We start from the raw sequence: 14,900 nt of genomic DNA, 5'->3' as shown, positions 1-14,900 counted from the left end.
GTTCCTCGTTACTTAATTTGGTTAATCACTTTTGCCGCTGGAGTGATTGAATCATTCGCAGTCGGTTGACTAATAACTTCAATGCTCACGCTGCGGTTGACCAAACGTATTTCCGGAGTTTTTCCTTGAAATAATGGGTGTTGCTCGCCAAGTGCGGAAATTTGCATGCGGTTTGCGTCGACGCCCATTACTTGTAGGTAGCGCGCAACTTTTTGTGCACGTTTTAACGATAAAGACTGGTTGTAATTGTCTTGGCCTGTGTCATCAGCATAGCCAATGACTTTAAGCTGAATGAGCGGCGCTTGTTGCAACAGTTGAGAGGCTTTTGCTAAGCGGCCAACATACTTAGGGTTAAGTTCAAATGAATCATGGGCAAATTGGTTATCAGCATTAAGCAATTCAGCAATTTGCTTTGCTAAATCACCAGGGCGTTTTTCTTGACGAACGTGTTGCGGAATTTGGCAAATATTGTGTTGCTGCACATAATCTAATTGTTGCTCTAAACGCTGTAAAACCTTGCGTTGAATGAGTAAATCGTTTGCTGCGGCATAATCGAGTTTTCCGGCTAGTTCTCGACGAATACGCGCCTCGCGTTGTTTAGCTTGCACAACGGTTGCAGGAAAACACAGTTCAGCGCCTTCTAGCACCAGCATGTCAAGATGGCGAGCGGTTAGCTCTAAATCAAAACGTAAACCATGTTCAGGTCCAATTGGGCCGTCAGCTTCGACAGTACGAAAGTTATCGGGTCTAAGCTCGGCGAGACCGCCATTACCCGCCTCGGGCCAAGAAACACAACCTGTCGTTAAGGTTGTTAGTAACACTGAAATGGCTGCTAGAGTTTTCATGACTTTTCCTTTGCTAAAACGATGTGATGGCAATTTCTGCTAGCTAATGATTAATGATGTAAACTCGAGGTAATAGGAATGGCCCGATGAACACGTAATAAGTCAAGTAGCTCTAACGGTTGACCATTGGCTCCACAAATTTTCATGCTGCCGCGTTTGGCACGAATACGTTTAAATAGAAATACGATGGCACCCACGCCAGAAGAATCCAAAAAAGTGGTAGCAGACAGATCAAGCACAATGTCTAACTGATTGTCTTGAGTACTGATGGCATCCCACTCGTTTTTAGTTGATTGACACCCTAGAGCATCAAACTCACCTTCAATTGAAATGAGTAATTCGTTTTGGGGTAACGCTTGAGTTGAAATTTTCATTACAAACCTCTTTGCAATAGGCGAATGCTAATGTGCTTATTGGCATTCGAAAAATTAAAATGATGAATCATGCTTGGTATAGTGCGAAGAGTATTCCAATTTTAAAATTACTATGTATTACAATGGGTTATGTGTTTTGCTGAAGAGGGTGATAGGTTTTTTTATTTGCTTTTTCGCAATTTGCAAACAACCGCTAAACGATGCTTTTTATATTGCAACGCTCACGTAATAGGTTAGGTATAGGAAAGATGGTTTAAGAAACAGTGTTAAGTAACTTTGTAGATGAGCATTCATGCTTGTGAGCCTGCAAAGCTTAGCCGCACTCAACGGCCAGCTGCAAACTCTAAAACATCCATAATATGCAAAACATAGATCAGTTAGGTGTAAATAAACGCCTATTGACCACGGCCTAAAATCATAACTTTAACGGTACTCAGTGCTATCCAGCAATCCATGCGTAACCAGTCTAATGGTCGAGTTAACGCCATTGCATAGCTGTGGTCAAAACCAACTTTGCGGCGTACATCGTCTAAACAAGTGTCGTAGCCTTGGTTGACTTGCGCGAGGCCGGTTATGCCAGGCATCACGTTAAAAGTACGCTCGGCGAAATAAGGAATATTACTTTCTAATTTTTGATAAAAACCAGGGCGCTCGGGACGAGGGCCAATAAGCGACATATCGCCTCGTAAAACATTAAACAGTTGCGGTAGTTCGTCTAACCGTGTTTTACGTAAAAACTTACCAACCCGAGTGATCCTAGGGTCATTTTTTCCTGCCCAAACGGCTCCCGAAGCTTTTTCTGCATCTTGGCGCATAGTGCGAAATTTAATCATATAAAAAATATGAGTAAACTGAGGCGTTGCTAAACCAATGCGCATTTGTTTAAAGAAAATATCGCCTTTGGATTCTAACGCGATTGCCAGTGCAATTAGAGGAAATAAGGGTAAAGTAATGATTAATGCCAATAGGGCCACGGCAATATCAAAGCTTCTTTTACAGTTTTTTGTCAGTGGGTCGATGGCACTAAAATCGTAGTTCGATTGCACGTTGGTACTCTGGTTTAGGCTAGCCTGAGTACTCGACTTGCGGGTATTAGTTACGGTATTGGTACTTGAATTGGCTCTTGTATTAGTTTTGAAATAAATTTTGCTGTTCATAAGTTAGCCTCGGGTAATTTTAAATTCGTTTTGCAAATTGCATAGCCGTTTTGCAAATATAATATCTTGTTTAAAGCGCGGGCCTATAAAGCCACTAGGTAACAAAGACCTTAGCTAATTTTGTGCCAACGACCCTTTTCAAGGCCGATTAAATAGCGACAAGCGCCGATTAAACTGCCGGTATAACCGCTGACGATGTAGGCGATAGTGGCTAATACTTTTGGGCGTTGGTTAGGTTTGAGTAATAGCGTGATTAGCGCAACAGCATAAACACTCGCTTGACCGACAAAAGCTAATAAAAACCCAATACTTGCCGAGCTAAGCCATAAGCTTCCGCATAAGCTGATTAATAATAAAAAAGGCATGATGCTGCGCAGCGCTTTACCTGATGCAAAATTAAATGCTACGCCTTTGTGCTTAGGGTGCAGTAATCCGCGTAAACGCCAAAGCTGTTGCATATTGCCCGCAGCAATACGGCGACGGCGTTTATGATCTGTGGCTAATTTGGCACTTTCTAACTCGATTGCGTTTATCTGTTGGCTGTATTGTGCTTTAAAACCTTGTTCGACAATTTGCATGGGTAAGATAAAGTCGTCGTTAATGGTGTCTGGTGCTAAAGGTTGGAATAAAGAGCGACGAAATAGATAAAACGCGCCATGTACACCTATTGTCGCGCCTTGTTGTGCTTCAAGTGCTTTGACATTGGATTGATATTGCCAGTATTGTTTTTCTCCCTCAGATCCTGGGTTTAAAAATTGGTAATGTCCGGTTAAAACGCCAATCTCTTGTTGCTTAAACTGTTGCGCTGCGGTTAGTAGTGCATCAATAGATAGCAAGGCTGAAATGTCAGATAGGGCGACTAACTCGCCAGTGGCATTTGGTATTAACTCATTTAAAACCGCGACTTTCCCTCGGTTTTCGCTAAATTCAATTAATTGCACATTGAGATCGGCCACGCTGGTTTCTTGCATCACAGCGCGAATCACTTCAACTGTATTATCGGTGCAACCGTCACAGCCAATGACAATATTAAGTTTATTGGCTGGATAGTCTAAACAGGCAAGGTTGCGCAGTTTGTCGGCTATACAAGCTTGTTCATTGTACGCCGGCATAATTAACGTAATACTGGGTAAATCCTTATCTTGTTGAGATGTTAGATAGGCTCGGCTTGGTTTGTCGGTACGTTTAATATTACTTTTTAACTTTTGCCCTTGGCGCTTTAGCCATAATGGGTAGCCAATGTGATGATAAAGCACCAAGGCTATGGCCAAATTTGTCATGATAGTAATAAATGTATTGATAGTAGATAGCAACATAATTAACCTCAACAAATATAGTCTCTGTGGTTTAGGCTTTTAACGCTTGATAGGCGCTAAGCATTTGTTTAAGAGACGCAAACTTCATGACAAACTGGCGGTGCGTTTCGGCAATGGTTTTTATTTGCGCCCGAGTATTGGCATCGACACTATCTGGATTGAAGTCGTTTAGCCTTGTGATCAGCTCGTTTAATGCTTTGGCCATGTCTAAACTGTCACCAGGGGGGACTAATTGACTAAACTCTGGACAAATCGCTTCGCTAGTGGCACCGGTTTTCGTCATGACAACAGGAATACCGCAGGCTTGGGCTTCAAGTGCAGCCAATGGAAAACCTTCGTTAAATGAAGGTAAACAAAACACATCGAGAGACTGATAAAAACGCGGCATATCGTCGATTAAACCGACAAAATGAACACGCTGACTCAGACCGAGGCGTTGAGTTTGTTGCTGTAATTTTTCTAAACACGAACCTTGCCCAGCAATGGCTAAATGAATGTGTTCAGGCAATTGGCTTAAGGCATCAATTAATACTGCTTGGCCTTTAACCGCTTCAAGGCGTCCCGCACAACCGATTAAACTGACATTTGATGGTAAGTTAAATTGCTCACGTGCCGCTTGCTTAGCGCCAAACGTGAAACGCGAGGTGTCGATACCGTTATAGATGACTTTAATGTTTTGATAATTAAGTAATTGCTTAGCTTGTTGTGCAACCAGGTTTGAGTCGGCGACAAAAGTCGGTCGCGTGATTTGCAAAATGCAGTTTTGTAACCAACGACGTTTAGTATTCTGCAAATGCCATGCATCGTGTTCGGTATGAATTAAGTGACGAATACCGGCTAAGCGTGCAGCAAGGCCACCATAAATGAGCGGGCCTATGTGATGGGTGTGAACACAATTGGCTTTTAGCAATAACAGCAATTGATGTAACTGTTTAACTGTGGTGTAGGACCAGCCTTGCGGTTTGTTTAAGCAAATAATTTGCTGACGATACGGTTTTAATTTAGGCCAATCTTTAATGAGTTCAGATAAGTTGCCTTCTAAACTAATAATATAGTTAGCCTGCTGCTGGTCAGCGGCTTGTGAATTGGCTAAATCGAGCGCCATTGTCTCTATTCCACCTGGGCTTAATCGCTGTACAACTTGAACTGTGATTTGCATATTGCAACTCCGTAATTGCTAAAAACAAAAGCTATACGGGATATTGCGAAAAACTTGCCAACTTATTCGCCTTTAATGCCAAGGATGGTTTTGTTGAGTTATAGTCTTCTCGCTCAGGCCTTATGGTTCATTGTCAGCGCTTACTCTCGACTTTGGCTCCTGCGTCGTCCTAATACCTAAATCCTTTTAGGCAGCCCCAATCACATAATAGAGCATATGCTCATGGGGTCTCGAAGCTTGCCAGCATGGATGCTGGTAAGGGGCGAGAGCAGGACGCGGTAGCTTTGACGGCTTTGCTTACATGGATGTAAGTACTTAGCGTGAGCAGGATGCGGAAGCTGCCCCTAAAACCTGATCGCTTTGACTATATATGAATACCAAAAGTAAGGAATGACAAGCCCAAACACCAAGCAAGTGAAATCAAATAACCGATAAGAGATAGGTGAAAAAGCACAGATGAAAAAAATAGAGGGAAAGCCAGTGTGTAGTGCTGGCTTTTTGAGGTTTAACGATAGATTTTAATCTTGTTAAATTATTTTACGGCGTGCTGGTAAAAGGCTGGCTAGTACAGGGCTGGTTAGTACTAGGCTGGCTAGTAAAAGGTAGCCTGGTCAATACCGGTACGCCGGTTAACGCTTCTAGTTTGTCAGCTCGGCGAATAGCCGTATCACTTAGTTCAAATACTAAAGCTAAACCACAACCAAAGAACAATCCGCCAAATAACCCGCCTAAGACAAATATTAATAGCGGTAAGTTGGAAGGTGCTGATGGCGTAAAAGGCCGATCGATTACTTTGATCCGCTTATTTTCTTCAAATTTACTGAGTGAACCTGTTACTTGTGCCATTTCGTAACGTTGTAATAGTTCCTCATAAAGGTCACGTTTAACATTTAAATCACGCTCTAGCTTTTTGAGTTGATGCTCATGTTGACCATAGGCGGATACCTGTGGCTCGAGTTGAGATATCATTTGTTTAAGCCATTTGGTTTCTTCTTCTAAACCGGCGACTTTACTGCGGGTTGCTTGCAGGCTTTCTAATTGACTTATCAATAATGGCTGCTGATTCGAACCGGCCGGTATTTGAACATTACTGGCGATATCCCATAATTGATCGGTATTAATACTGGCTTGGCTTTCATCCGTAGCCGCTAGAATGGCTTGGCGTTCAGCTTCTAATCGGCGCAATTTACGGTTAGCCGCAACCACTTTACTGTGTTTTGCAGTATAGCGAGTGTTGAGTAACGCGAGTTCACCTCGAATGCGAATAATCTGTTGCTCGATACGGCCAATGACCGGATTTGTTTTACTGAGTTGCTGGCTAATACCGCCTAAACTACGCTTTTTGCCGGCTAATTCAGCCTCGCGCTCTGATAAGTCTTGGCGCAAGCTATTGAGGCGGCTGACATTATTAGTGTGCATTTCGGGTAAAGCGTAGGCATGTTCATTACGAAATTCAGCTAAGGCATTTTCGGCTGTATCTAACTCAACGCGGCGCTGCTCTAGGTGCTTTTCTAAAAAATAAGCCGAATCACGAATCGATGAACGCTCAGGTGCTAATAATTGCTCAACAAAATGCCGACTAACTGAGGTTAGCGTTTCTTTCATACCGGCTGGTGAGTTGGCTTTTAATTCTATTTTTATGAGGTCTTTACCGGCCATTATCATGGTCAAACGGCTAGATAAATAGCCTACAATGGCATCGCGTTCACTTTCACTTGTATGCTGATCGATTAAACCTCGCTCTAGCGCTACAGATTGCAGGATATGCCGACTGTGTAACAGGGTGGTTAGGGCTGCCATGCGATCTTTTAACATGGTCGAAACTGCTAAGTCTTCCAAGAACGGGTTCATTTTAGCGGTTTCTTGGATCAACATGCTGGTATGGGCTTTATATTGTTTAGCACTTGTCATACTGACAAAAGCACCCATGATGGGTAAAAACAGCATGGGGATCACAATAATATAACGCTGGCGCCATGCACCCGCTAATATGTAATACAGTTGATATGATAGTGGTTTCATATCGCCCCCAATAGTTGATTGACTTTGCTTGCTTGATGCTGCCAACTTTTATGAGCAATACGTTGATACAAGCAATTGGCAAACTCAGGTTGTTGTTGTTCGTCGTAACTGACCATTAAGGCTTTGGCTAGCTCATAAGGATTTTTGATAATTTGTACAAAGCCTGTATAAGCCAAACTGGCATTAAATGCCGTGGCAATTACGGGTTTACCAGCCGCTAAATACTCGGTGAGTTTTAACGGATTACAGGCGGATATTTGCTCGTTTAAGACAAAAGGTAACAGTGACACAGTCCAGTGTTGGCTATAACTGGGCAGCTCGTGATGCGCTTTGGGCGGTAAAAGCGTTATATTTTTGATTGCGTTTAGTTCGCTTGTGTCTATGTGGTGTTTACCGATTAATACAAAGTGCCAGTTTGGCATTAGCTTGGCGGTGTCGATAAGTAAGCTTGTATCTAACCATTCGTTTATGCTGCCATAAAAACCAGCGATTGGTTTGCCATCGTTAGGCAAGTCAGAAGCTCGAGTAACTGGCGTGCTAAATAAATTTAAATCAACACCATGCTCGATACAGCTGGTTTTGTGTGCAGGAAATTTTTTTGCTAACGCTTGACTGGCGGTGAGGATTAAATCGGCTTTGTTGACTAACTCAGCTTCGCGTTTTGCAATGGTTGAATGATCAACGCCCGCCAGCGCAGAAAAATCATCACCACAATAGTAGACGACGGCTGATTCGTTGAGATGTCCTATTACGTCAACTGCGGTGGGTAGTGATATCCACAACACAGGCTCGTTGAGCTGCATTTCTTCAACAACAGGCTTTATTTGTTTTATTAATAAGTGCTTTGCGATAAAACGCGCGTTTTTTGAACGCGGTGCAGGGATAGTCGCAGGATTAATTACCCGTATATTATCGCTTTCACTTGCAGTGGCTTGCGGTTGAGTTTGATTAGCTAAACGGTTGATCTGATTACTAATAAACTGAGTCAATTTACCTGTTGCTCGTTTAATATCATGCAAAGATAATTGTGGCTGACGTAAGCCAATCGAGTTAATCCATAGTACTTTGCGATCTTGCGCCAGAATGTTAATTAAGTGCTGTGTACTACTGGGCAAGCCACCCCAGTCTTCGCCAAATACAATTAAATCTTTGTTTTTCATGACAACGCCCTTTTTTATAAATGAGACAACGAATGAGACAACAAATCAGACAACATATGAAACTGGTTACAATGTCTTAATGACCTTTGCTGGCACTCCGCCGGCCAATACATTGGCAGGCAAGCTTTTGGTCACTACACTACCTGCTGCAACAATTGTGCCTTTTCCTATAGTAACGCCGGCCATAACTGATACGCCGGTTGCTAACCACACATCGTCTTCAAGAATAATATCGCCCACTTGGTCTTCGGTTTCTGGTGATCCTGCTGCGCGCTGCTGGGCATCAATTGGGTGGCCGGGGTAACCTGCTAAAAATGCTCGACCAGCGATGCGAACGTTGTTGCCAATTGCGACTTTGCGACCGCAAGCAATTGTGGTCATCCAACCTATATCAACGTTGTCGCCTACAATCAGTTGTGCTGGATATTCGCCGTGAACCCGACCACTAAAAGTGGTTTGGCCTGATACTCGACAATCATCACCCAATGACACTTGCACGCCACCGCTCATAAAAGGTAGGCCGCCATATAGATATAAGCGTTTTCCTGTAGTGAGCGTTTGGCTTTTGAATAAAGGAGTCCAATAGATTATGCGCATAAGAGCAGCCAAGCTATTAGTCACTAACTTGTGACTCGCGAATAAGCTGCCGTAAAACCAGCGAACATTAGGCAGCTCAAAATGGATACAGGCTTTAGCAGCATTAAATAAATGACGTGCCAGTGGGGTGTCGCTGGCTTTAAGCCAGCGTTTTGCTTTTTGCAAAGTTAAGGTTGTCATAGTGTTAGCTCCTTTGAGTGGCGGCAATTATTCTACGGTGACCGATTTGGCTAAATTACGCGGTTGGTCGACATCGGTTCCGCGTAAGGTAGCCACGTAGTAGGCTAATAATTGCATAGGAATGTTGTAAGCGATTGGCTGCATTAACTCAGGCATATCCGGTAGCTCGTAACCTTGTTCGATAAAGTGTTCAGCTTGGTTTAAGCCGTTTTTATCACTGAGTAATATGATGCGCGCACCACGCGAAGCTACTTCGCGTAAGTTAGATAATGTTTTGCTAAATAATTCGTTACTTGGTGCAACCACGATAATGGGCATGTCTTTGTCTACAAGCGCTATAGGGCCATGCTTTAATTCACCTGCTGGGTAAGCTTCGGCGTGAATATAGCTGATTTCTTTTAATTTTAAGGCGCCTTCTAACGCTAAAGGAAAGGCAATACCTCGGCCCATAAACAGGGCGTTGCTTGAGTCGCAAATTGATTTAGCGATATCTTTAATAATATGGCTTTGGCTGAGTACACCTTCGATAACAGCATCAATATTGTCGAGTTGTGACAGTAAAAGGTGCTCGTCTTTATAGGTCATTAAACCGTTTTGCCGTGCAAGTTGAATGGTTACCACAAGTAATGCTGCCAGTTGTGCAGTAAACGCTTTGGTTGATGCAACCCCGATTTCACGACCGGCTAATATTGGCAATACTACGTCGCTTTCATTGGCCATTGTGCTATTGGTCACGTTAACAATGCTGAAGCACGTTTGCCCTTGTTGTTTAGCATGGCGCAGTGCAGCTAGGGTATCTGCAGTTTCACCACTTTGTGAAATAAATAAAGCGGCGCTTTGATAGGTAACCGGTGTTTTACGGTAGCGATACTCAGAAGCAACGTCTAAATCTACCGGTACCCCCGCAATTGACTCTATCCAATATTTGGCAACCATGCCCGCATAGTAAGATGTACCACAAGCGACAATAGTCATGCGACTAATGTTGTTGGTTAAATGACTGATTGGCGCTAATTGCAGTAGTGAATCATCTTGATGATGACCACCAATGTAGTGTTGTAGCGTGCGCTTGAATACTTGAGGCTGCTCGTGGATCTCTTTTAACATGAAGTGCTTGAAGCCGTTTTTACTGCTTTCTGAGCTTTGCCCTTGGCGAGCAATTAAGGCTCGCTGTAGGGTTTGACCTGAAAAATTACTAATAGTGAGTTGTTGTTGGGTAATGCGAGCTAAGTCTCCATCCTCTAAAAAACAACTGGCTTGGATCTCGGCCGGTAAGGCATTTTCGTCAGACGAAATATAGAAACCTTGTTCGGCTTGCCCTATGACTAAAGGACTTCCTTGTCTTGCAGCAAACAGTTCGTCAGGACTCTGTTGAAAAATAGCCACTAGTGCAAAGCTACCTTCAAGTTGGCTAATGGTTTTTAACATGGCTGTTTCTGGTGTTTCGCCCTTATCTAAATATTGTGTGATAAGAAGTGGGATGGTTTCGCTATCGGTTTCACTCTCAAATACATAGCCGTCATTTTGTAGTTGTTTGCGTAGTTGAGGGTAGTTTTCAATAATACCGTTGTGAACAACTGCGACTTTGGCTGTCATGTGTGGATGAGCATTGGTTTCGTTAGGTAAGCCGTGCGTTGCCCAACGAGTATGAGCAATACCAATTGCACCGCTAACGGGGGCGCGGCATAGTAAACTCGCTAATTCAGATAATTTACCTTGTGCACGTCGGCGGGAAATTTGTTCGCCATCATAGACGGCGATACCGGCTGAGTCATAACCGCGGTACGATAAATTGTCTAAGCCTGAAATTAGCTCATTAACGATTGACGTTGTGCTTACTGCTGCATAAATACCACACATAATTTTCACCTCTTTAATTGTCGGCAATCCGATTATTCTTGGTTACACAGCAGATATAGCGAATAAAGTGCCAAATGATTTAAATTCAATAAAAACAGTAAGTTATATGTTTTTTAGCAGGGTGGGAAATGGAATGTGGGAATAGAGTTTGCGAAATGCAAATAAATGCAACAATGCCATTAGCAAATTGCTAATGAGTAAAATAGCAATAAGCGGATTTCGCGTTTTAGTTAATTATTTAGTAAAAAGCTTGTATTGGTTATTCAAACACAAAAAATGCCAGAATGAACTCAGTCCCAACATCAATTTCACTATTGATCTCAACTTTAGCGTGGTGTTGTTGCAAAATTGAGTAAGAGATAGACAAGCCTAAACCTGTGCCTTGACCTTGAGGTTTAGTTGTGAAGAACGGGGTGAATATGTGCTTTTGGTTTTCTTCACTAATTCCGCATCCTTCATCTTTAATACTGACTTTAATGCGACCGCCTTGTTGGTAGGTTTTAATTGTTAATTTGCCCCCGTCCGGCATTGCGTGTTTAGCATTAATAAATAAGTTGATAAACACTTGTTGTAGTTGGCTTTCGCTGCCTAATATTAGTTTTTCAGCATTAAATTCGGTAATGATTTGATAATCATACTTAAGTTCATTTTGTACCATTTTTAATGCGTGTGTCAGTACTTGATTAATATCGGTTGGCTCTAGCTCGTGGTTGTCCATACGCGAGAATGCCCGCAGAGCAGCGACAATTTCTTTAATACGATCGAGGCCGCCAAGGCAGGTGGTGAGTATTTCTTTGCTGTCTTCTAATAAAAATGAGCCGTCTTCTTCTTGCCATTTAGCTAATAATTTTGCAAAGTCAGGTGTCGTTTCATTTTCTAAAGGCGCAAATATATCTTGAAATAGCTCGACGTATTCCGCCATGGTTTGCAAATTACTTGTTACATAGCCAACAGGGTTGTTAATTTCATGAGCGACCCCAGCCGACAATAATCCTAAAGAAGCCAGTTTTTCGGTTTCAATTAGTTGTTGCTGAGTTTGTTCTAGGGTTTTATTGGTGTCTTGCAACTGTTTTAGTTGCCTTTGCAAGGCTTGTTCAGCTCGCTTTCTTTCTAGTGCCATTGTAAGCGTTGAGCGGCTTGATTCTATGGTTTGCAGTTTATCTATATCTATTTGCTCGTCATTGGCATACAAGAAACAAGTTATTCCTAATACGTTTTGCTGGTCTTGTTTCAGGTAATATAGGGGAACAAAGTAAGCAAACGAAAATGGTAAGCGATAGCGCCGGCTATCTAAGTATTCGTTTAATGGTAAAAGTTGGCTCTCGCGGGAATGCTCTAGTTCTAAACTTAAGCGTAAGCAGTCGAGGTTAGCAAATAATTCACTGATTAGCGTTGCATTACTTGTGCCTTGTTTGTCGATTATTTTTATATTTTGTAGTTTGTAATTTGCCCCCAAATGAAAAAATACACTGACCGGATATTGCAGGAAGGTTGCGCTGCGCTCTAAGTAATTTTGAATGATGGCGTCAATACTGTCTTGTTTCCACGTTTCGGCAGAAATACCGGTTAAAAACTCTAGCTGGGTTTGTTTAGCTAAAGTCTGGCTGGTTTTATTTTCCAACTCTTGATTAGTGAAATAGGCTTGGCGTGAGTATTCTTCTAGTTTTTGTTCTATTTGTTTGCGGGCAGCTCGTTCGCGCTTAAGAATATTTTCCAGCGCGGTGATCTTTTCGTTTGGTTGATCAGACATAAATCATTCCGTTAACGTCGATATTTCGCTTTTTATATAGTCAAAGCGATCAGGTTTTAGGGGCAGCCGTCAAAGCTACCGCATCCTTGCTCACGCTCCTTACCTACATCCATGTAGGCAAGCTTCGAAACCCCATGAGCATATGCTCTATTATGTGATTGGGGTGAGTAAGCGCAGACAATAAACCATAAGGCCTGAGCGAGAAGACTATAAAAATTCTATTTCTATATGGCAAGCTTCCGCACCACTATGCATACACTGGCTTTGGTGAAGATTAATTTTTTGTTTAAAGTGTTCTGCGGCCGAAAGAATAAGCCCCTCGGATAGATGGCAAAGCTTACGTGGCGAACGATAAACCATGGTCATGTGTTGGCTATTTTTTGATGAATAATCGAACGAGGGTAAATTGGCATCTTGATACAATTTAAGTACTTCAACGTGAATAATATTTTCTACCATAACTAAAAACGATTTTAAGTCTTTAGCCTCTTTTGCTGCTTGCGGGGCTAATGGCAATAAATGAAAAAATAAAAATTGGCCAAAGCTACGCACTAAATCAGCTGCAGGGGTAGCCAATGCTTCGGATAAGTGTCCGACTAAGCTGAATATTTCACTGTCGTTATAGCTTTCTGAAGAGATATAAATGCCTTGCGAGGGTAAATCACAACTATTGATGGCTTTATCCCATGCTTCGTAGCCAACATTCTGCTCAACATACTCTTGTAACATATTAAATACCAAACCTTTCATGGCTTACCCTCTATCTATAACGATTGCGTTTTACTGTTTATAACTATAGCAAGGTTTTGATTTTTATCGCCTTTTTATTTTTAAGAAAAGCGCGGATATGCAGTGTTGACAGATTGGATCTTTCGCTAATTTTTTACCCTTGTATTTGAGCTGAAAACCACAAACTGGCGCAATATTTGCGATGTTTAAAGCATATTGATCAAATTGCAATAACCGCTTTGCAATTTGCAAATACAGCGAGGTAATTAGATGAATGTTGCGTTAAAACCCCAGGTGATAGCCAAAAACAAAATTATGATTGTGGACGATGAACAACCCATTTTGGATGCATTAAAGCGCTTGTTTCGTCGTCAGTATGACGTTAGTTGCTTTTTAGATGCGCGCCAAGCGCTTGAAGCTCTGGCCAAAGATGAATTTGCTGCCATTATTTCTGATATGAAAATGCCCATCATGTCAGGAGCCGAATTTCTCGCCAGTGCTTATTCGATGAAACCTGATATTCCCCGTTTGTTATTAACCGGTTTTTCTGACGTTGACGATACGACTCGAGCGATTAACCAAGGGAAAATTACCAATTATGTGTCTAAACCTTGGCTAAATGTTGAGCTGAAAAATTTGGTGGAACAAGCGGTTGAACAATACCAATTAAAACGGTCAGTGGGCCAATTGCAAGAAGAAGTGAAATTAAAAAACAACGAGCTTGAAGCGCAAAACCGATTACTAGAAAAAAAAGTCGCTGATCGTACGGCTAAACTTCAAAAATATGCGCAAAGCTTAAAAAAGGCGCAGCGCCAACAACGCCTGTTGTTTCAAGATATTATTGAGATGATCAATCTTATCGTGGAAGAGGTAACTGAAGAGCACGCCGGTCACATTAAACGCGTCGCTTCGCATTGTCGTTTACTTGCAGAAAAGCTAGGGTTGGATAGACATACCGTTACCCATTGTTACTTAGCTGGACTAATGCATGAAATTGGCAAAGTGACTTTGGATGATGAGTTGATCAAGCAAACCGAAGATCAAATGGATAAAGCTCAACGGACAAAAAGCCGCATGCATGCATTGAAAGGAGCTGAGATTTTAAAAAAAGTGCCGCACTTACGGCCGATCTCCTTGGCTGTTAAGCATCAATATGAACATTATGACGGTAGTGGATTTCCTGAGCATTTGGTGGGAGAGCAAATCCCAATGGCAGCAAGAATTTTGGCCGTCGTTAATGACTTTGACAAGTTTATTATTGGCCGCAGTTTAGGTACACCTGTTCCTAGACACCAAGCCATAGCGGCTATTCAAGCACAAGCGAAAAATTATGATCCTACCGCCTTGGCGACTTACATAGAATTACTGGACTTGTTATTGGACTTTGATGAATACCATACCGATACCTGTTTAACCGTTGAGTTACTGGAAGAAGGCATGACCTTATCGCGCGATTTAAAAAGTCAGCAAGGCGCTGTGCTATTAACCAAAGATACCGAACTTAATTTAGTGACTATTGGAAAATTAAAACAATATCAAAAAGACTGGGATTACTTTTTTAATGTGTTTGTGCATTAGAGCGTATTGAATATTAAAAATAACACTATGCAAGGATGCCGACTGTTTATCTTTTGGTTATTAATAATCTATATAGAAAAGCGTCCAAGATTAAAAAACAGAACCTCAGAATAATTTAAAGGCCGAATTTATTTCGGCCAGCACATGACTTGTCACTGTAAAATTGCCCCTAT

At 42.0% G+C, this 14,900-nt stretch carries 12 protein-coding genes; 1 reads left to right on the top strand and 11 read right to left on the bottom strand.

Features of this window, described 5'->3' with window-relative positions:
- Positions 1-8: 8 nt before the first annotated feature.
- From C2869_RS02470 to C2869_RS02420, 11 genes are all read right to left on the bottom strand, one after another.
- Positions 9-845, bottom strand: coding sequence for an OmpA family protein (locus C2869_RS02470; protein WP_108601449.1), 837 nt, complete (start codon positions 843-845; stop codon positions 9-11).
- Between the two features lie 50 nt (positions 846-895).
- Positions 896-1,219 carry an STAS domain-containing protein gene (locus C2869_RS02465; protein ID WP_108601448.1) on the bottom strand — a complete coding sequence of 108 codons (324 nt, stop codon included), beginning with the start codon at positions 1,217-1,219 and terminating at the stop codon, positions 896-898.
- A 395-nt stretch (positions 1,220-1,614) separates the two neighbouring features.
- Positions 1,615-2,376 (bottom strand): sugar transferase, encoded by a 762-nt coding sequence (locus C2869_RS02460; protein WP_108601447.1) that lies wholly within the window; start codon positions 2,374-2,376, stop codon positions 1,615-1,617.
- Between the two features lie 110 nt (positions 2,377-2,486).
- On the bottom strand, positions 2,487-3,692 hold the full coding sequence (locus tag C2869_RS02455; protein WP_228710742.1) for a glycosyltransferase family 2 protein: 1,206 nt from the start codon (positions 3,690-3,692) through the stop codon (positions 2,487-2,489).
- A gap of 31 nt (positions 3,693-3,723) precedes the next feature.
- On the bottom strand, positions 3,724-4,851 hold the full coding sequence (locus C2869_RS02450; protein ID WP_108601446.1) for a glycosyltransferase: 1,128 nt from the start codon (positions 4,849-4,851) through the stop codon (positions 3,724-3,726).
- 537 nt (positions 4,852-5,388) lie between these two features.
- Positions 5,389-6,873: a GumC family protein gene (locus tag C2869_RS02445; RefSeq protein ID WP_108601445.1), complete on the bottom strand. Its 1,485-nt coding sequence runs from the start codon at positions 6,871-6,873 to the stop codon at positions 5,389-5,391.
- On the bottom strand, positions 6,870-8,033 hold the full coding sequence (locus C2869_RS02440; RefSeq protein WP_108601444.1) for a glycosyltransferase: 1,164 nt from the start codon (positions 8,031-8,033) through the stop codon (positions 6,870-6,872). Before C2869_RS02440 ends, C2869_RS02445 begins: the two co-directional genes overlap by 4 nt.
- Positions 8,034-8,099: 66 nt before the next feature.
- The gene (locus tag C2869_RS02435; protein WP_108601443.1) at positions 8,100-8,810 is read right to left on the bottom strand and encodes an acyltransferase; all 711 of its coding nucleotides are present in this window, start codon (positions 8,808-8,810) and stop codon (positions 8,100-8,102) included.
- A 27-nt stretch (positions 8,811-8,837) separates the two neighbouring features.
- Positions 8,838-10,670: a glutamine--fructose-6-phosphate transaminase (isomerizing) gene (glmS, locus tag C2869_RS02430; protein WP_108601442.1), complete on the bottom strand. Its 1,833-nt coding sequence runs from the start codon at positions 10,668-10,670 to the stop codon at positions 8,838-8,840.
- A 259-nt stretch (positions 10,671-10,929) separates the two neighbouring features.
- Positions 10,930-12,420, bottom strand: a complete 1,491-nt coding sequence (locus tag C2869_RS02425; RefSeq protein WP_108601441.1) for a sensor histidine kinase — start codon at positions 12,418-12,420, stop codon at positions 10,930-10,932.
- 207 nt (positions 12,421-12,627) lie between these two features.
- Positions 12,628-13,170, bottom strand: coding sequence for a heme NO-binding domain-containing protein (locus C2869_RS02420; RefSeq protein ID WP_108601440.1), 543 nt, complete (start codon positions 13,168-13,170; stop codon positions 12,628-12,630).
- A gap of 249 nt (positions 13,171-13,419) precedes the next feature.
- Here C2869_RS02420 and C2869_RS02415 point away from each other — a divergent pair, with 249 nt between their 5' ends.
- Positions 13,420-14,727: an HD domain-containing phosphohydrolase gene (locus tag C2869_RS02415; protein ID WP_108601439.1), complete on the top strand. Its 1,308-nt coding sequence runs from the start codon at positions 13,420-13,422 to the stop codon at positions 14,725-14,727.
- Positions 14,728-14,900 lie beyond the last annotated feature (173 nt).

Source organism: Saccharobesus litoralis, from assembly GCF_003063625.1.
GTDB classification, from domain to species: domain Bacteria; phylum Pseudomonadota; class Gammaproteobacteria; order Enterobacterales; family Alteromonadaceae; genus Saccharobesus; species Saccharobesus litoralis.
The sequence above is the reverse complement of the archived record's forward strand: the minus strand, read 5'-3'. Positions and strand labels throughout refer to the sequence as shown.